Here is a 22,966-nt window from a genome sequence, read left to right on the forward strand (position 1 = left end):
AGTGCATCGTGAGCAAGTCGCACTTGCGTCACGGCCGTAACACGGTAGGTTCGTCGCCATGAGTCAGCCGGACCTCAACTCGAAGCAGCGTAAGGGTTTGCGGGCATCGCTGGCGGTCGCCGCGGCCTCTGGCCTGGGCGCCGTCACCCTGATGCTGCCGGGCTCCTTGGCCTATGCCGACCCGGTCCCGCCGCCGCCTCCGGCGCCGGGGACCGAGGCTCCCGCTCCGCCGCCGGCGGATCCGAATGCGCCGCCGCCACCTCCGGCGGACCCGAACGCGCCCCCGCCGCCCCCGGCGGACCCGAACGCGCCCCCGCCGCCCCCGGCGGACCCGAACGCGCCGCCGCCACCTCCGGCGGACCCGAACGCGCCACCGGCTGATCCGAACGCGCCCCCGGCGGATCCCGAGGCCCCGCCGGCCCCCGAACCGGGCCGCGTCGACAACGCCGCGGGCGGTTTCAGCTACGTCGTGCCGGGTGGTTGGGTCGTCGGCGATGCCAGCCGGCTCAACTACGGGCAGGCGCTGCTGACCAAGGAGGCCCCGCCGGTCGCTCCGGGCGAGCCGGCCCCGGCCGCCACCGACACCAGCATCCTGCTGGGCCGGCTGGACCTGAAGCTGTTCGCCGGCGCCGAGCCGGACAACGAGAAGGCCGCGGTGCGGCTGGCCTCCGACATGGGCGAGTTCTTCATGCCCTTCGCCGGTACCCGCCTCAACCAGGAGACCGTGCCGCTCGATGCGAACGGAATGCCCGGCTCCGCGTCGTTCTACGAGGTGAAGTTCACCGACACCACCAAGCCCGACGGTCAGATCTGGGCCGGCGTGGTCGGCGATGCGGCCGCCAACGCGCCGCGCGGTCAGCGCAACGAGCGCTGGTTCGTCGTGTGGCTGGGCACCTCGAACGATCCGGTCGACAAGGAAGCCGCCCAGGCGCTCGCCAACTCGATCCGCCCGTGGACCCCGCCGCCGGCACCGGCTGCGCCGCCGGCCGATCCGAACGCGCCGGCGCCCGCCCCCGCGGATCCGAACGCACCCCCGCCGCCGCCCGCGGACCCGAACGCGCCCGCGCCCGCCCCCGCGGACCCGAACGCACCCGCACCGGTGCCGGGCCGCAGCGAGGTCGGTGTCCCGGTGCCGGTCGAGACCCCGGTGCCGGAGATGATGCCGCCGGCCTGATCGCCGAAACAGTCACGTCCGCAAACCCCGATCCCGCCACCGGCGGATCGGGGTTTCGGCTTTCGTTCCCTGATGACGACCCAATCGTTACCCGGACCAGGTATATCTGAGCAAAGATCCCGCTTCCGCCGGATCTGACACAACGAGGAGGACCTGATGGATACAGCACTCGTCTCGAACCTGGCGTCGGGAGCCGTCGACATCCTCGCCCGCTCGACGACGCTGACCAGCGTGGGCTGGATCGGCTACATCATCATCGGCGCGATCGCCGGGTGGATCGCGGGCAAGATCGTCAAGGGCAGCGGCTCGGGCATCCTGATGAACATCGTGGTCGGCGTCGTCGGCGCGCTCATCGGTGGCTTCCTGCTCAGCTTCTTCCTCGACACCGCCAGCGGCGGTTGGTGGTTCACGCTGTTCACCGCCATCCTGGGCGCGGTGATCCTGCTCTGGATCGTCGGCAAGGTCCGCAGCAACAACTAGCTCAGCTGGTCGATCGGCGTCCCGTCGAGCCGGCGCACCACCTCGGTGAGCGGACGACGGGGCGTCGCCGGCAGCGGGTCGGCGTTCAGCGGTGCCCACCCGACCCGCAGCAGCATCTGGGGCACGCAATCGCGGTCCAACACCGTGTCCCGCACCAGTTGCCGGGTGCTCGGTAGCTCCAGGGGCTCGGTGATGGGGCAGCTGGACAGCCCCAGGGCCGTCGCGGTCAGCAACACCAGCGCGGTGGCCTCACCGGCCCGCAGGACCGACACCGGGTCGTCGCCGGCCGTACCGAGCGCCAGGACCACCCCGGCGTCCAGATCGGCCGCCGCACCCGCGGGCTGGGTCAGCGCGGGGGAGGCGAACACCCGCCCCGGTACCGGCGCGTGCGCGGCCGGCGGCGGGGTGTTGCGGGCGGGCACCCCCGCCAGCGCGCCGTAGCGCCCGCTCCACATCGACAGCTCCGCGATGTAGTCGACGTCCTGGGCGTGCTCGTGCACCGCGCCGGCGACAATCGCCGCCAGCCGCGCCGGTGACTCCACGTGGCGCAGCATGACTCCGCTGCGCGCCGCCCGCGACGCCATCAGGGCGACATCCCCGGCCGGCACGGGCCACGAGCTGTACACGCGACGGTCGGTGCGCCGCCGCGGGATGGCCGCCGCCAGCGCGATGTCCTGCTGGCTGCCGCCCGGACCGCAGATCTCCACGCTGGCCAGATGATCGGGTTCGTCGGGGTTGGGCAGCCGGTGCACGTGGGTCTGCCAGCCCAGCGCCGCCAGCGCCACGGTGAAGTGCTGCAGGGTGGCCCCGCAACTCAGGATCAGGTCGCGCCGGGCCGGATCCGTGTGCGGCAGATGGCGTTCGGTGTCGGCGTAGAGATGCACGGTGCCGTCGCCGATCCGCCAGGCCCACGGCTGGGTGTTGTGGATCGAGGGCGCCCGGATGGCCAGCGCGAGCGCGGCCAGGACGGTGGTCTCGTCCGGCAGCAGGTTTTCCATGAATTCAGCGTGTCACCGGAGGGTCCGAGGTACCACCGCTCATGGTCACCGATCGCGGGACATTGGTCCTTTCGTCCGCGTCAGAATGCGCCGTGCCACACCAACGCGGCGGCCAGCGCCCCCATGCCGTTGAGCGACCAGTGCAGCGCGATCGGCGCGATGATGCTGCCGCTGCGGTTGCGCAGCCAGGTGAAGACGAAACCCGCGGCCGCGGTCACCAGCACCGCGCCGACGATCCCGATGAGCATGCCGACCACCCCGCCGCCGAACAGCCGGGTGAAGCCCACGTTGCTGGCGGTCAGGCCCATCGACGTCGCGATGTGCCACAGCCCGAACAGCAGCGAACCGGCCGCCGCGACACCGCGGAAACCCCACGCCCGGGTCAGTGCACCCTGCAGGACCCCGCGGAACGCCAGTTCCTCGGGGATGACGGTCTGCAGCGGGATGATGACCATCGAGGCGATCAGCGCGCCGGACAGCGTCGCGTAGTTGTTGTTGAGGAACAGCGGGCGCGTCATCGGCAGCAACACCCCGATGGCGATGACCGCGCCGACCACCGTCACCGCGGCCAGTGCGTAGCCGGCGCCGGACTTCCAGTGTTCGCGGCCCAGCCCCAGCTCGGCCCACCCCAGCCCGCGCGAGCGCACCAGGACCAGCAGGCCGATGGCGGCGGCGGGCACGGTGGCGATGTTGGCCCACGGGGTGGTGAAGTGCGCGATCAGATTGGTCAGCGCGAGCACCACGATGACGATCGCGATATCGACGTAGACCCGGAACCGGTTCAGGGCCGTCAACTGTATGAGCAACGGATGCGGTGCATCCGCCGGTACGGCTACCGCGCTTGGCATGGGCGTGACGGCCGTGGGTGTGGTGGCATGGACATAACCGGATCAGCGTACCTGCCCGCGGCAGATGCCCAGGTCAGCGGAACGGCGCGCTATTCGTTGTCGCCACCGGTCGCCGAGGCGGCCGCGCCGGCGGCCACGGTGCCGAGCTTGCGCGCGTCCGGCCACACCCAGTCGCGCACCTCGGGGATGTCGTCGCCGTGCGCGCGGGTGTACTCCCGGGCCGCGATCCGCTTGTCGGCCATCTCCTGGCGCAGGGTGGCGCAGGTGGACTGCAACGACGGCACCCGGTCGATGACATCCATCACCAGGTGATAGCGGTCGAGGTCGTTGAGCATGACCATGTCGAACGGCGTGGTCGTCGTGCCCTCCTCCTTGTAGCCGCGCACGTGCAGGTTCGGGTGCCCGGTCCGGCGGTAGGTCAGGCGGTGGATCAGCCACGGATAACCGTGGTAGGCGAAGATGATCGGCCGGTCGCGGGTGAAGATCTGGTCGAACTCGCGGCCCGGCAGGCCGTGCGGGTGCTCGGTGCTGTCCTGCAGCCGCATCAGGTCCACGACGTTGACGAAGCGCACCCGCAACTCGGGCAGTCGGGTGCGCAGGATGTCCGCCGCCGCCAGCGCCTCGAGCGTCGGGACGTCGCCGGCCGCGGCGAGCACGACGTCGGGGTCGGCGCCCAGTTGCTCGCTGCCGGCCCACTCCCAGATGCCCAGCCCGCGGGTGCAGTGCGCGACGGCCTGCTCCATGGTCAGGAAGTTCGGCGCCGGCTGCTTGCCGGCGACCACCACGTTGACGTACTGCCGCGAACGCAGGCAGTGGTCGTAGGTCGACAGCAGGGTGTTGGCGTCCGGCGGCAGGTAGACCCGCACGACATTGGCGCTCTTGTTCACCACGTGGTCGATGAAGCCGGGGTCCTGGTGCGAGAAGCCGTTGTGATCCTGGCGCCAAACATGGCTGGACAGCAGGTAATTCAGGCTGGCGATGGGACGGCGCCAGGGAATGTGGTTGGTGACCTTGAGCCACTTGGCGTGCTGGTTGAACATCGAGTCGACGATGTGGATGAACGCCTCGTAGCAGTTGAACAGCCCGTGCCGGCCGGTCAGCAGGTAGCCCTCCAGCCAGCCCTGGCACTGGTGCTCCGAGAGCATCTCGACCACGCGTCCCACCCGGGCCAGGTGCTCGTCGACGTCGGGGGAGTAGAACTCGGCGTTCCACTGCTTGTCGGTGGTCTCGTAGACGGACTGCAGGCGGTTCGACGCGGTCTCGTCGGGGCCGAAGATCCGGAAGTTGTCCGGGTTCAGCCGGACCACCTCGGCCAGCCACTCGCCGAGCACCCGGGTGGCCTCGGCGACGGTGGCACCCGGGGCCGGGACGTCCACGCCGAACTTCCGGAAGTCGGGCAACCGCAGATCCCTGAGCAGCAGCCCGCCGTTGGCGTGCGGGTTGTCGCTCATCCGCAGCCGGCCCGGCGGGGCCAGCGCGGCGATGTCGGCCTCGAGGCGCCCGTTGTCGTCGAACAGTTCCTCGGGCCGGTAGGAGGCCAGCCAGTCGGCCAGTACCGCAAGGTGTTCGGGGGTGTCGCGGGCACTGGACAGCGGAACCTGGTGGGCGCGCCAGGAGCCGGTGGTCTTGTTGCCGTCGATCTCGGCCGGTCCGGTCCAGCCCTTCGGCGTGCGGAACACGATCATCGGCCAGCGCGGCCGGGTCTCGTCGCCGTCGGCGGCGCGGGCCTTGATGGCGGCGATCTCGTTGAGCACCTCGTCGAGCAGGGCGGCGAAGCGCCGATGGGCCGCGGCGTGCTCGGCGGCCGGATCGGCGGTGTCGTCGGGCACCTCGAAGAAGTACGGTTCGTGGCCGTAGCCGATCATCAGGCTGCGCAGCTCGTCCTCCGGAATCCGCGCCAGCACAGTCGGATTGGCGATCTTGTAGCCGTTGAGGTGCAGGATGGGCAGCACCACGCCGTCGGCGCGGGGGTTGGTCAGCTTGTTCGAATGCCAGCTGGTGGCCAGCGCGCCGGTCTCGGCCTCGCCGTCGCCGATGACGGTCGCGACCAGCAGGTCCGGATTGTCGAACGCGGCGCCGTAGGCGTGCGACAGGGCGTAGCCGAGTTCGCCGCCCTCGTGGATGGAGCCGGGCACCTCGGGCGCGACGTGCGACGGGATGCCGCCGGGGAAGGAGAACTGGCGGAACAGCCGGCGCAGCCCCTCGTCGTCCTCGCTGACGTCGGGGTAGAGCTCCGAGTAGGTGCCGTCGAGGTAGGAGTTGGCCACCAGGCCGGGGCCGCCGTGACCGGGGCCGGTGAGGTAGATGGTGGACTGGCGGCGCTGGCTGATCGCCCGGTTGAGGTGCGCGTAGAGGAAGTTCAGGCCCGGCGTGGTACCCCAGTGGCCCAGCAGGCGCGGTTTGACGTCGTCGGCCGACAACGGGGTCCGCAGCAGGGGATTGCGCAGCAGATAGATCTGGCCGACGGACAGGTAGTTGGCCGCGCGCCACCACCCGTCGACCCGCTGCAGGGTCTGCTCGTCGAGGTCGGCGATCTCCGCTGTGTTCCAGGCAGTCATATTCGCGGGCATTCCCCCATCCAAGTGCTGCCTACACCTCGGCGCGTCCGAATGCGCCGAAGATTCACCCGGAATGCACAAACGGCCCACCGGTTGGTTGGGAGGCGGTGGCTGCGGATAGGGTTGCCGACACGGCGAAAGAAGAGGTGTGATGTCGGGCGACGAATCATTGTTGGCGGGGCTGCGGGTCCTCGATCTCTCCGGTGGGCCCGGCGATGCCGTCGGTCGGATACTGGCCGATCTCGGGGCCGATGTGATCAAGGTCGAACCGCCCGGCGGCAGTCCCGCGCGCCACACCGCGCCGCGGCTGGCGGGCACCAGCATCGCCTTCGCCGTGCACAACGCCAACAAGAGCAGCGTGGTGCTCGATCCCGCCGACGACGGGGACCGCGAACGGTTGCTGGGCCTGGCGGGCGCCGCCGACATCGTCATCGACTCCGGCACCCCCGGCCAGGCCGCCGCCTACGGCGCCTCGTGCGCGCAGCTGGCCGACCGGTTCGACCACCTGGTGGCGCTGTCGGTGACCGACTTCGGCCTCGACGGCCCGCGGGCGGACTGGCGGGCCACCGACGCGGTGTTGTACGCGCTGTCCTCGGCGCTGTCGCGCTCCGGGCCCACGACCGGCACGCCGGTGCTGCCCCCGGACGGCATCGCCTCGGCCACCGCGGCCGTGCAGGCCACCTGGGCCACCCTGGTCGCCTACTACCACCGGCTGCGCACCGGCCGCGGCGACTACATCGATTTCTCCCGGTTCGAGGCCGTCGTGCTGGCGCTCGACCCGCCGTTCGGGTCGCACGGACAGGCCGCGGCCGCCGGCGGGGCCGAGAAGTGGCGCGGCCGGCCGCGCAATCAGGACGCCTACCCGATCCTGCCGTGCGCCGACGGCTACGTGCGGATGGTCGTGCTGGCCCCGCGGCAGTGGCACGGCCTGCGCGCCTGGCTGGGCGAACCCGAACAGTTCCAGGACCCGAAGTTCGACACCATCATCGAACGGTTCCTGGCCTGGAAAGAGATCGGCGCGCTGCTGACCGACATGTTCGCGACCATGACGATGGCCGAGATCGCCGACGCCGCGCAGTCTTACGGCGTCCCGGTGGCCGCGGTGCTGGAGCCCTCGGCCGTCGGTGACTCGGAGCACTTCGCGGCGGTCGGCGCGTTCACCGAGGCCGAGCTGGTGCCCGGGGCCCGCGGCCGGGTCCCGGTGGGGTACTACACCGCCGACGGCGCCCGCCTCGGCTTCCGCACCCCGGCGCCGGTGGCCGGCGCCGGGCCGGACGACTGGGCCGACCGGCCCGCCCGCGAGGTGCGCATCGAGGACCGCGGGGACCGCCGCGCGGGTTTGCCGTTCGCTGGGCTGCGCATCGTCGACCTCGGGATCATCGTCGCCGGCGGCGAGCTGAGCCGGCTGTTCGGTGACCTGGGCGCCGAAGTCATCAAGGTCGAGAGCGCCAAGTATCCGGACGGGCTGCGGCAGGGGCGGCCCGGTCAGGTGCTCAGCGAGTCGTTCGCCTGGACCCACCGCAACAACCTCGGGCTGGGCCTGGAGCTGCGCAGCCCCGGCGGCGCCGAGGTCTTCGAGCAGCTGGTCGCCCGCTCCGATGCGGTGTTCGCCAACTTCAAGCCGGGAACCCTTGCGGGACTGGGGTTTCCGTACGAGCGACTGCGGGAGATCAACCCCGCGATCGTGCTCGCCGAGAGCAGCGCCTTCGGCGACACCGGCCCGTGGAGCGCCCGGATGGGCTACGGCCCGCTGGTGCGCGCCAGCACCGGCGTGACCAGCCTGTGGACCGCCCCCGACGGCGTCACCGAGGCCGGCCGCCATCCGTTCTTCGACGCCACCACGGTCTTCCCGGATCACATCGTGGGTCGCATCACCGCGATCGGCGCGCTGGCCGCGCTCATCGGTCGCGCGGCCACCGGCACCGGCACGCACATCCACGTCTCCCAGGCCGAAGCGGGCATCAACCAGCTCGACACGCTGTTCGTCGAGCAGCGCGCGCTGCAGGACAACCCCGCCGCCGTCGAGGTCGGCGCGGCCGCCGACGGCGTGTACCCCTGCGCGGGCGACGACGAGTGGGCGGTGATCTCGCTGCGCGACGAGGCCGACCGGCAGGCCGCCACCGCGGTGCTCGGGGAGCCGGCGGGCTGGGCCGACTGGACGCGGGCCCGCACCCCGGCCGAGGTCGCCGAGACCCTGCAGGCCGCCGGTGTTCCGGCCGCGCCGATGCAGCGGCGACCCGAGGTGCTCGCCGACCCGCAGCTCAGCACCCGCGGCACCTACCAGGACATGCACCATCCGCTGATCGAGCGGCCACTGCCCGCCGAATCCGGGCCGGCGCCGTACCGGCACATCGCCAACGCCCTGCAGCAACCCGCGCCGCTGCCCGGTCAACACACCCACCAGATCTGCCGGGACATCCTCGAATTCGACGACGCTCGCATCGATCGGCTGCTGGCCGACGGGGTGTTGTTCAGCAGCGGCGAAAGGGTGCCGACATGACCCCGATCACCGGGCAGGTCTACATCGGCGGCCAGTTCCGGCCCAGCGCCGAGGTCACCCCGGTGCTCGAGGCCGCGACCGGCACACCCCTGGGCGACGGTGCCAACGCCGGGACCGCCGACGTCGACGACGCGGTGTCCGCGGCGCGGGCCGCCCTGCCGGGCTGGCGCGCCACCCCGGCCGCCCGACGCGCCGAGATCCTGGTGGCGTTGGCCGAGGCCCTGAAGGCGCGCGCGTCGAGCACCAACGAACTGGTGACCCGCGAGAACGGCATGCCGATGTCGCTGTCGCGCGGCGTCAACGGGGCCTTCCCGGCGGTGCTGCTCAACTACTACGCGGCCCTGATCACCGCGCTGCCCGAGGAGGAGGTGCGCTCCGGGCCCACCGGGCATACCACGGTCCGGCACGAGCCGGTGGGCGTGGTCGGGGCCATCACCCCGTGGAACTACCCGCAGGCGCTGGCGGCGTTCAAGCTGGCCCCGGCGCTGGCTGCGGGCTGTCCGGTGGTGCTCAAGCCCTCGCCCGAGACCGCCTTGGACGCCATGGTTTTCGGCGAGGCCGCCACCGAGGCCGGGCTGCCGCCCGGCGTGCTGAACATCGTCCCCGGTGGCACCGAGACCGGCGTGCACCTGGTGGCGCACCCGGGCGTGGACAAGGTGTCCTTTACCGGTTCCACCGTCGCCGGCCGCGCCATCGGCGAGGTGTGTGGCCGCCTGCTGCGCCCGGTGACCCTCGAGTTGGGCGGCAAGTCGGCGGCCATCATCCTCGACGACGCCGACCTGGACGCCACGCTGGCCGGTCTGCGCACGCAGTCGTTCACCAACAACGGGCAGACCTGCTACCTGAACTCCCGCGTGCTGGCCCCGCGCTCGCGCTACGCCGAGATCGTCGAGGCGCTGGCGGAACTGGCGGGCAGCCTGCGGGTCGGCGACCCGCTGGACCCGAGCACCGAGATCGGCCCCGTGGTCAGCGAGCGCCAGCGCGACCGCATCCTCGGCTACATCGAGGCCGGCACCGCCGACGGCGCCAAACTGGTTGCCGGAGGCTCGATCCCGAAGGATCAGCCCCGCGGCTGGTTCGTCGAACCGACCGTCTTCGCCGACGTCGACAACGCGCATCGCATTGCCCAGGAGGAGATCTTCGGCCCCGTCCTGGCGGTGATCCCCTACGACGGTGACGAGGACGCGATCGCCCTGGCCAACGACAGCGAGTACGGCCTGGGCGGGACGGTGTGGACCACCGACCGCGAGCGCGCGATGAGCATCGCCCGACAGGTGCACACCGGCACCATCGGCATCAACGGCTACACCCTGGACATCGCCGCCCCGTTCGGCGGCGTCAAGGCCAGCGGCCTGGGCCGCGAACTGGGCCCCGAGGGCCTGGCCGCCTTCCGCAGCGTGAAGTCGATCTACGGCACCGGCCCGTCCTGACCCCCACTCCCGAAAGGCTTTTCGCATGTCGCTCGATCCCCGAACGCCGGTCCTCGTCGGATACGGACAGGTCAACCAGCCCGACGGCGTCGCCGCACCGCAGGAGCCGGTAGCGCTGATGGCCGAGGCCGCCCGCGGCGCCGCCGATGCGCGGGTGCTGGCGGCCGTCGACGCCATCCGGGTGGTCAACCTGTTGTCCTGGCGCTACCGGGACCCCGGCCTGCTGCTCGGCGAACTGATCGGCGCCAAGGACCCCGCCACCCGCTACACCGGCGTGGGCGGCAACGTCCCGCAGTCGCTGGTCAACCAGGCCTGCGCCGACATCACCGCCGGCACCGCCGAGGTGGTGCTGATCGCCGGCGCCGAGACCTGGCGCAGCCGCAAACGCCTGAAGGCCGCCGGGGTGCGCCCGGACTGGTCCAAGCAGGACGACACCGTGCCCGTGCCGCCGGGCGCCGAGGATGCCGTCGAGATGAGCAGCCCGGCCCAGGACCGCATCGGGCTGGCGTTGCCGTCGCACGTGTACCCGTGGTTCGAGGAGGCGCTGCGCGTCGCGGCCGGCGAGACCCAGGACGAGCACCGCCGCAAGATCGGTGCGCTGTGGGCGCGGTTCAACGAAGTCGCCCAGCAGAATCCGCACGCCTGGAGCAACAAGGCCTGGACCGCCGAGCAGATCGCCGAGCCGGGCCCGGACAACCGGATGATCAGCTGGCCCTACACCAAGCTGCTGAACTCCAACAACATGGTCGACCAGGGCGCGGTGCTGATCCTCACCTCGGTGGGGAAGGCGACGGCCCTGCAGATCCCGCGCGAACGCTGGGTGTTCCCGTGGGCGGGCACCGACAGCCACGACACCTACTCGATCGCCGAACGACTGGACTACCACCGGTCGCCGGCGATCCGGATCGGCGCGGCGCGGGCCCTGGAACTGGCGGGCCTGGGCATCGACGACATCGACCTGATCGACATCTACTCGTGCTTCCCGTCGGCGGTGCAGGTGGCCGCCGCGGAGATCGGCGTGGCCATCGACGACCCGGCCCGGCCGCTGACGGTCACCGGCGGGCTGACGTTCGCCGGCGGTCCGTGGAACAACTACGTGTCCCACTCCATCGCCACGATGGCCGAGAAGCTGGTGGCCGCCCCCGGCACCCGCGGCCTGATCACCGCCAACGGCGGCTACCTGACCAAGCATGCGTTCGGCGTGTACAGCACCGAACCGCCGGCCGGTGGCTTCCGGTGGGAGGACGTGCAGGACGCCGTCGACGCGGAACCGACCCGTCGCGCGCTGGTCGACTGGACCGGCGTCGGCACCCTCGAGACCTGGACCGTGCCGTTCGGTCGCGATGGCGCACCGGAGAACGCCTTCATCGCGGTGCGCACCCCCGACGACGCCCGCGTGCTGGCCCTGGTGGCCGACCGGGACGCGGCCGCCAGCCTGGTCGACGGCAAGGGTGCGGACCCGGCCGGGGCAAAGGTGGAGGTCCACGCCGACGGCAAGGCCAGCCTGCTGTAGCCAGGGGCGCCGGGCGTTGCCGGAAACCGCTCCGCAAACCTCTCCCGAGGCCTATTGTCAGTCACGTACCGATGGGGGTCGGGGACGATGAAGATCGTGATCACTGGTGTGACCAGTGTGATTGGACGTGCCGCGGCGACGCACCTGCTGGGCGCCGGCCACCGGGTGACCGGTGTGACGCAACGCCCGCATCCACAGCTCGACCCGGCCGTCGACCTGGTGTGCGCGGGGATCGACGCGCCGGCGCTGCAGGACGCCGTCGCCGACGCCGACGCCGTGATCCACCTGGCGCCGGTGACGGATACCTCGGCGTTGCTGCGGGTCGCCGACGCCGCGGCCCGGGCGGGCGCCCGGTTGCTGTTCGTGTCGCACGCCGGTGACCCGGAGCGCTACGGCCGCGCCGAGGACCTGGTCTCGTCGAGTTGGGGGCCGACGCTGGTGATCCGCTGCGCCGCGCTGGTCGGCCGCCGACCCGACCCGCTGGTGCACCGCACCGTGGCGACCCTGCGCGCCGCGGGTGCCGACGCGGCCATCCCGGTGCTGCACACCGACGATCTGTGCCGGTTCCTGGTGCGCTCGGTCGGCTCGCACCGCACGGGCACCGTCGATCTGGCCGCCCCCGAGCCGATCCCGGCGCCCTCGGCCCGACGCTGGCTCGGCCCGGTCGCCGTGCGCCGTGCGCCGGTGTGGCCGGTGGCGGCGCCGGTCCTGGATGTGACTGCGGTGCAACGGGATTGGGACTTCGACTGCGGGTGGACGGCGGCCGAGGCGCTGGCCGACACCGGGCGGGCGCTGGCCGCGGTGCCCACCGAACCGTTGCCGCGGACCCGGCCCGGCGCCGACGGGCACGCCGCGGCGAGTTGCGCGGGGGAGTTCGACGATGCCATCGACCCGCGGTACGCCGTGTTCGATGCGCACGGGGTCACCGACGCGCTGCCGGGCCCGCTGACCCCGATGTCGCTGGACGTGCAGTGCGGTGGTCTGCGCGCCGCGCAGCGCGCCACCGGCGAGGTGCTCGGCCTGCGCGGCAAGCTCGCCGAGGAGTGGCAGCGCCGAGGCACCGCGGTGTTCGGGCACCGGGTGTTCACCGGCCGCACCGTGAGCGACGCGGTGGCCGCCACCGTGGGCCGACGGGGCCACCGGCTGACGATGCTGCCCCGCACCCTGGCCGTGGCCCGGCGCCACGGGCGGTGGTGCGCGGACTACGCGGCGGGCCGCGAACAGCGGCTGGCGCAGTGGACCTCGGCGCCCAATGCGGTGCTCGACACCCGGATCCTGGTGCTGCGGGACCGGATCCAGCAGGGCTGGGCCCTGGCGGCGGTCGGGGCGACGATCGAGGCGGTGGCCCTCGGGTGCGTCGGCGCCGAGCACCTGCTGCCGCCGGAGAGCGCGGCGATCACCTCGACCCGGCAGCCGGCCGACGGCACCGCCGGGCCGACCCCGGGCGCACCGCAGCGCCCGTCGTGGCCGCTGCGGGTGGCCGAGGCCGCCGGACGGTCCCGGGGGCTGGCCTGGGGCACGGCCGTGTTCTACACCGACGAGTTGCGGGAGGCGTTGCGGGAGAAGGGTGTTCGGCTGGTGGCGCGCCGCACGCTGGCCGACGCGGAGGACATCTGCTACCTCACGCTCGCCGAGGCGGTGGCGCCCCCGGTGGACGCCCGGCTGCGGGTCGCGCGCCGACGCGCCGAACGGGAACGGCTGCTGGCGCTGAACATGCCGCAGGTCATCGACGATCGCTGGTGGCCGCTGCCCGATCCCGTGCCCGAGGCGCCGGCCGAGCCGCGCCGCGACCGCGCGCCGGAGCCCGCGGGCGTGCTGCAGCGCGTCAGCTCCATGTGGCGGGATCGACCGGCGTTCGGGACCTGACCATCTCCTTGATGTCGTCGAGGCCCGACCAGATGTTGACGTTCATCCCGGCGCGCACCCGATCCTGCTCGTCGATCCAGAACGCGGTGAACTCGCGGCCCGCGACGTCGCCGCGGAACACGACGCGGTCGTCCGCGTCGGCGTGCCCCACGTACTCCATCCCGAGGTCGTACTGGTCGGTGAAGAAGTACGGCAGCTCGTCGTAGGCCGCCGGCGGGTCGTCCTTGCCCATCATGTTGCGTGCCGCCACGGCGGGCTGCTTGAGCGCATTGGCCCAGTGCTCGGTGCGAATCCGGTTGCCCAGCAGCGGGTGCTGCGCCGCGGCGATGTCGCCGACCGCGGAGATGTCGGGGTCGCTGGTGCGCAGCGAGGCATCGACGGCCACCCCGCCGTCGGCCAGGGTCAATCCGGCCGCCTCGGCGAGTTCGATGTTGGGTGCGGCCCCGACGGCCACCAGCACCGCGTCGGCGCGCACCTCGGAACCGTCCCCGAGCAGCAGGCCGGTGGCCCGGCCGTCGGCGGTGCTGATCTCCGCGACGCTCGATGCCAGCCGCAGGTCCACCTCGTGGTCGCGGTGCAGCGCCGCGAAGACCTCGCCGACCTGCGGGCCCAGGCTGGCCAGCAGCGGTAACCGGGCGGTGTCGACGACTGTGACGGCCACGCCGCGCTGCCGGGCCGTGGCCGTCACCTCAAGGCCGATCCAGCTGGCGCCGATCACCGCGAGCGTCGCGCCGTCGCGCAGCACCGCGTCGAGCGCCTCGGAGTCCTCGAGGGTGCGCAGGTAGTGCACCCCGTCGGCGTCGGCCCCGGTCAGCGCCGGGCGCCGCGCGCGGGAACCCGTGGCCAGCAACAGCTTGTCGTAGCCGAGTGGTTCGCCGTCGGGCAGCGTGACCGTGTGCCCGCGCGGGTCGATGGACCGCACCTCGGTGCCCAGCATGAGTTCCACGTCGTGGTCGCGATACCAGGCGGCGGGCGCGACGGTGAACTCCGGCACCGACTTCGCGCCGGCCAGGAACTCCTTGGACAACGGTGGTCGCTCGTACGGCAGTCGTTCCTCGCTGCCGATCAAGACGATGTGGCCGTCGAAGTCGTTGTCGCGCAATGCCTCCGCGGCCTTCGCGCCGGCCAGGCCGGCGCCTACGATGACAAATCGGGTGGATCTGGACATGTTCGTACTCCCCCCCGGGGAGGTTTCAGTCGAGGTCGATGCGGATGGTCAGCAGGTTGCTGCCCATCGCCCGGACCACGGCGCTGTTCATCCCGGGCAGTTGGCGCAGCCGGGCGGCCGGGTCGTCGTCGGGCAGCAGTGCGGCGGTGCCGGACCGCCAGCGGCCGCCGTGGCGAACCCGCACGGCCGGATTCGCCTTGATGTTGCGGACGTAATCGGAATGCTCGCCGTGCTCGGAGACCATCCAGAACTGGTCGTCGATCAGCCGTCCGCCCACCGCGGTGCGACGGGGCTGCCCGGACTTGCGGCCGGTGGTCTCGATGAGGGTGACCGGCGCGTTACGTCCGACGGGATTGACCAGGTAGCGCTGAATGGGATGCACGACGCGGCGCTTGAGATCGTTCAGGTCCAGCATGGGCGATGTCCGTTCGTCGGGAATGCTCCGCTTCGACGAGTCTAGGCCCGAACGACGGCGCCGCCGGGGGTGAACGCCAACGTTCACCCCCGGCGACGGGCCGGTCGTCACGCCGCGGCGATGGACTCCGCCGGCGCCGGCTCGAGGGCCGCGGCGACGATGTCGGCGACGTCGGTCATCGGGTGGACCGCCACGGCGGCCAGCACCTCGGCGTCGACGTCGTCGAGGTCGGCCTCGTTGCGCTGCGGGATGAACACCGTCGTCAGCCCGGCCCGCTGGGCGGCCAGCAGCTTCTGCTTGACGCCGCCGATGGGCAGCACCCGCCCGTTCAGCGTCACCTCGCCGGTCATCCCGACGTCGCCGCGCACCTTGCGCCCGGTGGCCATCGACACCAGCGCGGTGACCATCGTGACGCCCGCCGACGGCCCGTCCTTGGGCACCGCGCCGGCCGGCACGTGCACGTGGATGTGCCGGTCCAGGGCGGCCGGATCCACGCCGAGTTCGGCGGCGTGCGAACGCACATAGGACAGCGCGATCTGCGCGGACTCCTTCATCACCTCACCGAGTTGCCCGGTCAGCTGCAGGCCCGGCTCGGACCCACCGGCGCCGGCCTCGATGTAGAGCACGTCGCCGCCGAGTCCGGTCACCGCCAGGCCGGTGGCCACGCCGGGCACCGCGGTGCGCTCGCCCGATTCCGGGATGAAGCGGGGCCGCCCGAGGTAGTCGACCAGTTCCGGCTCGTCGATGACGATCGCCCCGGTGTCCGGGCCGTCCCCGGCGACCAGCCGGGTCGCGGCCTTGCGCAGCGCCTTGGCCAGCAGCCGCTCGAACTGCCGCACCCCGGGCTCGCGGGTGTAGTCCGCGGCGATCTTGCGCAGCGCCGCGTCGGTCACCGTCACCTCGTCGGCCGACAGTGCGGCCCGGTCCTGCTGCCGGGGCAGCAGATAGTCGCGGGCGATCGCGACCTTGTCGTCCTCGGTGTAGCCGTCGATGGTCACCAGTTCCATCCGGTCCAACAGCGGTCCGGGGATGTTCTCGACGACGTTGGCGGTCGCCAGGAACACCACATCGGACAGGTCCAGGTCCAGATCCAGGTAATGGTCGCGGAACGTGTGGTTCTGCGCCGGGTCGAGCACCTCCAGCAGCGCCGCGCTCGGATCACCCCGGTAGTCGGAGCCGACCTTGTCGATCTCGTCCAGCAGCACAACGGGATTCATCGAGCCGGCCTCGCCGATCGCGCGCACGATGCGGCCGGGCAGCGCCCCGACGTAGGTGCGACGGTGCCCGCGGATCTCGGCCTCGTCGCGCACGCCGCCGAGGGCCACCCGGACGAACTTGCGGCCCAGGGCGCGGGCCACGGACTCACCCAGCGACGTCTTGCCGACGCCCGGGGGACCCGCCAGCACCAGCACCGCACCGGAGCCGCGTCCGCCGACGACGGCCATCCCGCGCTGCGCGCGCCGGGCGCGCACCGCCAGGTATTCCACGATGCGTTCCTTGACGTCGGTCAGCCCGTGATGGTCGGCGTCCAGGATGGCCCGGGCCCCGGGCAGGTCGGTCGAGTCCTCGGTGTGCACGGCCCACGGCAGATCCAGCACCGTGTCCAGCCAGGTGCGGATCCAGCCGCCCTCCGGGCTCTGGTCGCTGGTGCGTTCCAGCTTGTCGACCTCGCGCAGCGCGGCCTCGCGCACGTGCTCGGGCAGTTCGGCGGCCTCGACGCGGGACCGGTAGTCATCGGATCCTTCGGCGTTGCCTTCACCCAGTTCCTTGCGGATGGCGGCCAGCTGCTGGCGCAGCAGGAACTCCTTGTGCTGCTTGTCCATCCCGGTGCGGACGTCCTCGGCGATCTTGTCGGTGACCTCGACCTCGGCGAGGTGCTCGCCGGTCCAGTCGATCAGCAGCCGCAACCGCTCGGCGACGTCGACGGTCTCCAGCAGTTGGCGCTTCTGCACGTTACTGAGATAGGACGCGTAGCCCGCGGTGTCGGCCAGTGTCGACGGATCGGAGATGCCGTTGACGTAGTCGATGATCTGCCAGGCCTCGCGGCGTTGCAGCATGGCCAGCAGCAACTGCTTGTACTCGGCGGTCAGGGTCTTGACCGTGTCGGTGGCGGCGCCGTCGGCACCGTCGGCACCCGCAGCGCCCTCGGGGGCCTCGGTGACCTCGACCCACAGCGCCGCGCCCGGCCCGGTGGTGCCGGCGCCGATGTGCGCGCGGCGTTCGCCGCGCACGACGGCGGCCTGCCCGGCGCTGCCGGGCATCCGCCCGACCTGCAGGATCGAGGCCAGCACGCCGTGGGTGGGGTAGCGGTCGTCGAGGCGGGGCGCGACCAGCAGTTGGGCCGAGCCGTCGGGCGCACTGGCCTGGGCCGCCTCGATGGCGGCCTGCGCGGCGTCGTCCAGTGCGATCGGCACGACCATGCCGGGCAGCACGATCGGCTCGGTCACGAACAGGACGGGAACCGCGACCGGCGCAGCAGTGGTTTCGGACATCACACCTCCAAAGTTGATTCTCCTGCGCTCAACCTTGGTGGCGTCGGGTTTGTTCCCGCCCGGCTCAGTTGACGTCGGTCTGCGCGCGCACCGCCTGCCGGAGTTCATGGCGCCGCCGGTCGATGATCTGGCCGATCTGATGCAGCATGGCCGGCCGTCCGGCGACCAATTCTTCGAGGTCCTCGCGGTCCACCTCGAGCATCGTGACCTCCCCGACGGCTATCGCGCGTGCGGCGACGGGTTCCCGGGTCAGACTGGTCTGCCCGATCAGATCACCGACCTGCAGTACCCGCACACCGAGTTGTACACCCTCGACGGCGGTCTGCAGCATCACCTGCCCGGCCACGACGAACCTCATCGAGTCGGGTGTGCTGCCGGCCGCTTCGATCAGTTCGTCGGCGCCATAGCGCACCAATCGAGCCCGGTCCAACAGCCAGCGTTGATCGGCCCGGGTGAGCCGTAGCGACCGTGTTCCCTCTGCAATGGCATCCCATCGTTGCTGCTCGGTGCCGGGGTCGTCCGCTGCACCGTCGAGGTGCAGGGCGGCACGCCGCGCGGCATACCAGAGCCACCGCAGGAAGGTGGCTCCGGCCGCGGGGTCATCGGCGGGACTGCGCAGCGGGATCGAGGTGCGATACCGGCCGGCGCCCAGCGGAACCACGGTGGGCTCGACGGCGAGGTGGCGCTGCGGGAGTCTGCCCGCGACCGTGCGCAGCAAGGCAATTACGAGATCTGGCGGGTCGCACACCGCGAAGGTGGTTTCCACTGCGATATGAGGGACGCCGGTGGGTCTGCTGAGATTGGTGAAGGAGGCCCCCGCCAGCACGGAGTTCGGTGTGATGGTCAGACCATCGCCGGTGTCGATGTGCACCGAGCGCCAGTTGACCTCGCGGACCTGGCCCCGGCCGGCGGGGGTGTCAAGCCAGTCGCCGAGTTCGAATGGCTGCTCGAACAGCATGAGCAGACCGGACACGATCTGTCCCACCGCGTTCTGCAGCGCCAGGCCGATAACGATCGACGTCACACCGAGTGCGGCGAACAGACCGCCGACGTTGGCTCCCCAGACGAACGAGAAGATCAGCCCCACGCCCAGGACGATGAGCAGGACTCGTGCGACATCCAGGAAAATCGACGGTATGCGTTTACGCCAGCTACCTTCCGGTGCGCTTTGGAACAGGGTGGCGTTGGTCCCGGACAGCAGCAAGACCAACACCACGAAACCGAGTGCGGTGGCGATCACCCGCACCGGGGTCGCCTCGATCGAGACCTCGGAGGCTTTCACCAACAGCACCAGCAATGCGGCCAGCGGCACGATGTAGACGCGTATCAGGTGGAGCGGACGCACCAGGGGACTGCTGCGTCTGCTCAGCACATGCTCCACCTCGGTGAGCACCACCAGCAGGGTGGGCAACGCGACGGCCACTCCCAGTGCCCAGTAGAACCAGGGCGAGCTGAACAGCGACGTCATCAGGACTTCTCCGTCAAACGCCAGATCGGCTCCGTGACGGTCGTCGAGCCGCGGCCAACGGTGACTTCGCCGGTCTCGACGAAGTGCCGGGACTCCCGCGTCGCGTCACGGACCGCGGAGGTGACGTAGATGCCGGGTTGGGACAAACCGCGCTGCGCTTCGAAAGCCAGATTCACCGCGGAGCCCCACATGTCGTAGATGATGTTGGTCCGGCCAACCAGCCCGGAGCTGACCGGTCCGGTGTCGATGCCGGCCCGCAGTGCCAGGTCATATCCCGTTTCGGCGTTGAATCGCCGGATGATCTGATCCATTTCGATGGCGAAATCAACGGTGCGGCCTGTGTTGTCCAATCGGGGCACGTTGAGCCCGCAGCTGGCCAGGTAACCGCTGCGCATGGTGCGTACCCGCTCCACACCGAGATGTTCGGCGGCCGCATCGAACTGCTGGAACAGGCGATTGACCACCGACAGCAGTTCGTTGGAATCCAACTGGGTCGACAGCGCGTCGAGGCCGACGATGTCTGCGAAGAGCACCGTGACGTTGTGATGGTCCTGCGCCACCACTTCGTCGCCCTCGCGATACCGCTCGACAACCGTCGCGGGCATCAGAGACAACAACAGCTCGTCGTTCTCCTTGCGCTGCTGGGCGATCAGTTCCTCTTTCAACCGCAGATTGCGCGTCATCTCGTTGAACGCGCTGGTGAGGTCGCCGAACTCATCGCGGGAAGTGACCGGCAGCGTGGTGTCGAAGTGGCCGGCGCTGATGCGCTGCGTTCCGGTCTCCAAAGCGCGTAGTGGGCGGACGAACATCCGGGCCAAGAACATCGAAGCCAGGCAGACCAGAAAGATGATGCCGACTGTGGACAGCACCAGGTTGCGGGTGAATGCCCGGACCGGCGCGAAGGCTTCGGCGGTGTCGATCTTGGCCGCGATCGACCAGTGCACCCCCGGCATGCTGACCGGACCGTAGGCCATCAGGACCTCGTTCCCGAGATAATCGCGCTGGACGAGGGTCCCGGTCTCACCCCGTTGGGCCCGCTCGAAGCCCTCCCCGCCCACCGGCTGGACCAGGGTTGTCCCGCCCAATTGGAGGGCCTGTTCGACCACGTCGAGCGGTGTTCCGCTGGCCAGCGCCGCTTCCCGGTATCGTTCGGGGTCTTCGAGGAAAAGCCGGGAGTCGGTACGCATCTTGCCGTCGGGTCCCGCCAGGAAAACCTCACCGGTTGCCCCGGTGCCGACCTCTTCCCAGTCTCCATCGGCGGTCACGATGCTGTTGAGTGTGGCGATGGGGTACTGCAGCGCGAACACGCCTTCGATCCGGCCGGGTTCACCGATCGGCGACATCAGCCACGCCACCGGTTCGTTGTGGCTGGGCAGGTAGTGGGCGAAGTCGGTGGCTATCACCGTGTCGTCGTCGTGGGAACTCGTCACCAGCTCGAAGGCAGTGGTCAGACTGCTTTCGCGGTAGGGGCCGGTGAGGATGTTGGTGCCGAGATCGACGCCCCGGTAGGCGGTGTACACCACGGTGCCGTCCAGATCGATGAGCATGACGTCGTCGTAGCCGAAGCGAGTGACCATATCGCGGAAGAAGTCGTGGTGACGCCTACTGGCGGCCGACCAAGCGCTACCGTCGCCGGCGTCGTCGACCTCGATCGAGTAGGTCTCGCTGTCGTAGGGCGCCGTATAGATGGATTGCAGGTATGTCTGCGCGTTGGATTGCGGTAGTAAGCCGGCGACATCGAGTTCGGTGTCGGATCGCTTTTCGACAAGTGGCTTGAACTCTTCAGAGTAGTACTCGCTGACCTGCTCGGCTTGTTCCGGCGACACGGACTCGTCAGCGAGTTCCGCGAAGCCTCGTTTGAACTCCCGCATCGCGGTGACGGCGGTGGCCCCGCGACTGTAGACGGCCATGGTGTCTTGCAACTCCTTGGCCTGACGCTCAGTTTGACGGGTCGATGTTTCACGCAACTCGGTCAACCGGTCGAACACCGATGCCCGCAGCGAACTCTGCCCCGACTGATACCCGATGAAGCCGACGACAGCGGCGGAGACCACGCTGGTCAGCAGCAGCATCAGCAACAGCTTGGACTGGACGCTGAATCCCGAGGGCCGCCAGCGCCGCCGGGGAGTCGTCCGTCGATGCTCGGCGTCGTGGCCTACCGGTAGCTCAGTTTCGGTGTCCGTCATTACTTGAGCAGGGTAACCGGTAGTCCCCGAGCGGGTGGCCGACCGCGAACATCCCAGAGGGTCCTCAGTGCGGCTGCAGGATCAGCCAGGCGTGCGCGGGTACCGTCGCATCGGTGGTGCTGGCACGGGGCGGGGCACCCGTGCCGGCGATCAGTTCGGCGCGGTCAAATCCGAGTTCGGGCAGTCGGATTGGCATCGGTTCCTCGGTCAGGTTGAGCGCCACCAGCAGTGTCTCCCCGGTCGCACCCGCGGCGCTGCTCTGGTACAGATAGCTCCGGTTATCCAGCCGCAGCGCGCTGGTACGCGCGGTGTGCAGCCACGGGTTTCGGCGGCGCAAGCCGATGAGGAACTGGTGCAGCGCGAACATCTCGGCGCCCGCGTCGTCGACCGGCAATGGGGGAGAACCGAACTCGGGGCGGATCGCATCGTCCCCACCGAAGCGCTCCTCCTTCAGACCGCGGAAGGCGAACTCGTCGCCGGCGTAGATGCTGGGCACTCCGCCGGTCGTCATCAGCACCACCAGGGCGTGTGCGACGTGGCGCGGATCGGCCAGTTGGGTGGCGATCCGGGTGACATCGTGGTTGCCGATGAAGGTCAGCGGCGCGAAGGTGTCCAGAAATTCGTTGTGCCGCTGCAGTGCCCAGTCCAGTTCGTGGAAGTTGCCGTCGTTGAGCGCACTCCAGATCGCCTTCCACAGCTCGTACTGGGTCACGGAGTCGAAGCCGGCGTCACCGACCATGCCCGGGTAGTCGCCGTGGATCACCTCGGCGACGAACCAGGCGTCGGGATGCTCGGCGCGCACCCGCGGCAGCACCCGGGCCCAGAACCGCGGCGGGACCGCGTAGGCCGCGTCGAGGCGCCAACCGTCGGCGCCGCGGCCCAACCAGTGCGCCAAGACGTCGGCGACGTAGTCGATCACCTCGGCGTTGTCGTGGTCGAGCGCGATGAGGTCGCCGTGGCCCTCGAAGGTGGCGAAGCCACCCGGATCGCGCGGTGCGCGCCGAAACCAGTTCAGCGCCGCGGGATCACCGTCGAGCGCCGCGCGATGGCGCGCGAAGTCGACGCCCACGTGGTTGAACACACCGTCGAGCAGGACCCGCAGGCCCCGGTCGTGGGCGGCGGCGATCAGTTCGTCGAAGTCGTCGTCGTCGCCGAGACGCGGGTCGACGCGGTAGTGGTCGGTGGTGTCGTAGCCGTGCGTGCGGGAGGCGAACACCGGGCCCAGCGCGACTCCCGAGGCGCCGAGGGCCACCGCGTGGTCGAACCATTCGGTGACGCGCCGCAACCGATGTTCCTCGGGCGTCGGGGCGGGGTCGGTCGGGAAGGCGCCGACGAAGCCGAGTGGATAGACCTGCCACCAGATTGCGTGGGCGATCCACCCAGGGGTGGTCACGGTCGAAACCTGGCCTCGTACAAGGCCTTCATCTCGTCCTCGAACTCGGCGACCGGGCCCTCGGCCACGACCCGCGGGGCCACCGTGGTGATGGGCAGTGGCGCAACGGGACCCGGCGGGCAGCCCCATTCCTCGCGCCAGGTGGACAGCTGCGCCGACGAAGTGGCGTAGACGATGCGGCCCAGACCCACCCAGGCGTGGGCGGCCGAGCACATCGGGCAGTGCTCGCCGGTGGTGTAGACCGTGGCCCGGATGCGGCGCACGGGCGGGACGTTGGCCGCGGCCCACTGCGCGATGGCGAACTCGGGGTGCCGGGTCGCGTCGCCGCCGGCGACCCGGTTGCGGTCCTCGAAGAGGATCTTGCCGTCGGCGTCGACCAGGATCGAGCCGAACGGTTCATCACCGGCTTCGAGAGCTTCGCGCGCCAGTTCGACACAGCGCGCCAGGTATTCGACATCCACCTCGGTCACGGCCACG

The 22,966-nt window shown here is 70.8% G+C and carries 16 protein-coding genes; 6 read left to right on the forward strand and 10 right to left on the reverse strand.

Features of this window, described 5'->3' with window-relative positions; genetic code table 11:
- Positions 1-58 precede the first annotated feature (58 nt).
- Positions 59-1,174, forward strand: a complete 1,116-nt coding sequence (locus EL338_RS11335; protein WP_126333839.1) for an alanine and proline-rich secreted protein Apa — start codon at positions 59-61, stop codon at positions 1,172-1,174.
- Positions 1,175-1,330: 156 nt separating this feature from the next.
- On the forward strand, positions 1,331-1,654 hold the full coding sequence (locus EL338_RS11340) for a GlsB/YeaQ/YmgE family stress response membrane protein (RefSeq protein ID WP_126333840.1): 324 nt from the start codon (positions 1,331-1,333) through the stop codon (positions 1,652-1,654).
- On the opposite strand, the gene EL338_RS11345 is transcribed toward EL338_RS11340, so the two are convergent.
- The 3 genes from EL338_RS11345 to EL338_RS11355 all read right to left on the reverse strand — a co-directional run bounded on the left by EL338_RS11345 (position 1,651) and on the right by EL338_RS11355 (position 6,058).
- Positions 1,651-2,652, reverse strand: coding sequence for an Acg family FMN-binding oxidoreductase (locus tag EL338_RS11345; protein WP_126333841.1), 1,002 nt, complete (start codon positions 2,650-2,652; stop codon positions 1,651-1,653). The genes EL338_RS11340 and EL338_RS11345 overlap by 4 nt on opposite strands.
- An 80-nt stretch (positions 2,653-2,732) precedes the next feature.
- Positions 2,733-3,500, reverse strand: coding sequence for a CPBP family intramembrane glutamic endopeptidase (locus EL338_RS11350; RefSeq protein ID WP_126333842.1), 768 nt, complete (start codon positions 3,498-3,500; stop codon positions 2,733-2,735).
- 89 nt (positions 3,501-3,589) lie between these two features.
- Positions 3,590-6,058 carry a phosphoketolase family protein gene (locus EL338_RS11355; RefSeq protein ID WP_126333843.1) on the reverse strand — a complete coding sequence of 823 codons (2,469 nt, stop codon included), beginning with the start codon at positions 6,056-6,058 and terminating at the stop codon, positions 3,590-3,592.
- 151 nt (positions 6,059-6,209) lie between these two features.
- On the opposite strand from EL338_RS11355, the gene EL338_RS11360 reads away from it, so the two are divergent.
- From EL338_RS11360 to EL338_RS11375, 4 genes are all read left to right on the forward strand, one after another.
- On the forward strand, positions 6,210-8,558 hold the full coding sequence (locus tag EL338_RS11360; RefSeq protein WP_126333844.1) for a CaiB/BaiF CoA transferase family protein: 2,349 nt from the start codon (positions 6,210-6,212) through the stop codon (positions 8,556-8,558).
- A complete protein-coding gene (locus tag EL338_RS11365) occupies positions 8,555-9,988 on the forward strand; it encodes an aldehyde dehydrogenase (RefSeq protein ID WP_126333845.1) in 1,434 nt (477 codons plus the stop codon). The genes EL338_RS11360 and EL338_RS11365 overlap by 4 nt, the downstream gene beginning before the upstream one ends.
- Positions 9,989-10,013: 25 nt before the next feature.
- Positions 10,014-11,501 carry an acetyl-CoA acetyltransferase gene (locus tag EL338_RS11370; RefSeq protein WP_126333846.1) on the forward strand — a complete coding sequence of 496 codons (1,488 nt, stop codon included), beginning with the start codon at positions 10,014-10,016 and terminating at the stop codon, positions 11,499-11,501.
- 108 nt (positions 11,502-11,609) lie between these two features.
- On the forward strand, positions 11,610-13,367 hold the full coding sequence (locus EL338_RS11375; RefSeq protein WP_163792125.1) for a Rossmann-fold NAD(P)-binding domain-containing protein: 1,758 nt from the start codon (positions 11,610-11,612) through the stop codon (positions 13,365-13,367).
- Here the strand turns inward: EL338_RS11375 and EL338_RS11380 are convergent.
- The 7 genes from EL338_RS11380 to EL338_RS11410 all read right to left on the reverse strand — a co-directional run bounded on the left by EL338_RS11380 (position 13,327) and on the right by EL338_RS11410 (position 22,965).
- Positions 13,327-14,535 (reverse strand): NAD(P)/FAD-dependent oxidoreductase, encoded by a 1,209-nt coding sequence (locus EL338_RS11380; protein WP_126333848.1) that lies wholly within the window; start codon positions 14,533-14,535, stop codon positions 13,327-13,329. The genes EL338_RS11375 and EL338_RS11380 overlap by 41 nt on opposite strands.
- 25 nt (positions 14,536-14,560) lie before the next feature.
- The gene (locus tag EL338_RS11385; RefSeq protein WP_126333849.1) at positions 14,561-14,950 is read right to left on the reverse strand and encodes a nitroreductase family deazaflavin-dependent oxidoreductase; all 390 of its coding nucleotides are present in this window, start codon (positions 14,948-14,950) and stop codon (positions 14,561-14,563) included.
- A gap of 107 nt (positions 14,951-15,057) precedes the next feature.
- Positions 15,058-17,442 (reverse strand): endopeptidase La, encoded by a 2,385-nt coding sequence (gene lon, locus EL338_RS11390; RefSeq protein ID WP_126333850.1) that lies wholly within the window; start codon positions 17,440-17,442, stop codon positions 15,058-15,060.
- 64 nt (positions 17,443-17,506) lie between these two features.
- Positions 17,507-18,910: a mechanosensitive ion channel domain-containing protein gene (locus tag EL338_RS11395; RefSeq protein ID WP_126333851.1), complete on the reverse strand. Its 1,404-nt coding sequence runs from the start codon at positions 18,908-18,910 to the stop codon at positions 17,507-17,509.
- Positions 18,910-21,096: an adenylate/guanylate cyclase domain-containing protein gene (locus EL338_RS11400; protein WP_163792127.1), complete on the reverse strand. Its 2,187-nt coding sequence runs from the start codon at positions 21,094-21,096 to the stop codon at positions 18,910-18,912. Before EL338_RS11400 ends, EL338_RS11395 begins: the two co-directional genes overlap by 1 nt.
- Before the next feature lie 64 nt (positions 21,097-21,160).
- Positions 21,161-22,489, reverse strand: coding sequence for an alpha-amylase family glycosyl hydrolase (locus EL338_RS11405; protein WP_126333852.1), 1,329 nt, complete (start codon positions 22,487-22,489; stop codon positions 21,161-21,163).
- Positions 22,486-22,965 carry a nucleoside deaminase gene (locus EL338_RS11410; RefSeq protein WP_126333853.1) on the reverse strand — a complete coding sequence of 160 codons (480 nt, stop codon included), beginning with the start codon at positions 22,963-22,965 and terminating at the stop codon, positions 22,486-22,488. The genes EL338_RS11405 and EL338_RS11410 overlap by 4 nt, the downstream gene beginning before the upstream one ends.
- Between the last annotated feature and the right edge of the window lies 1 nt (position 22,966).

The organism is Mycolicibacterium chitae (genome assembly GCF_900637205.1).
GTDB lineage: Bacteria > Actinomycetota > Actinomycetes > Mycobacteriales > Mycobacteriaceae > Mycobacterium > Mycobacterium chitae.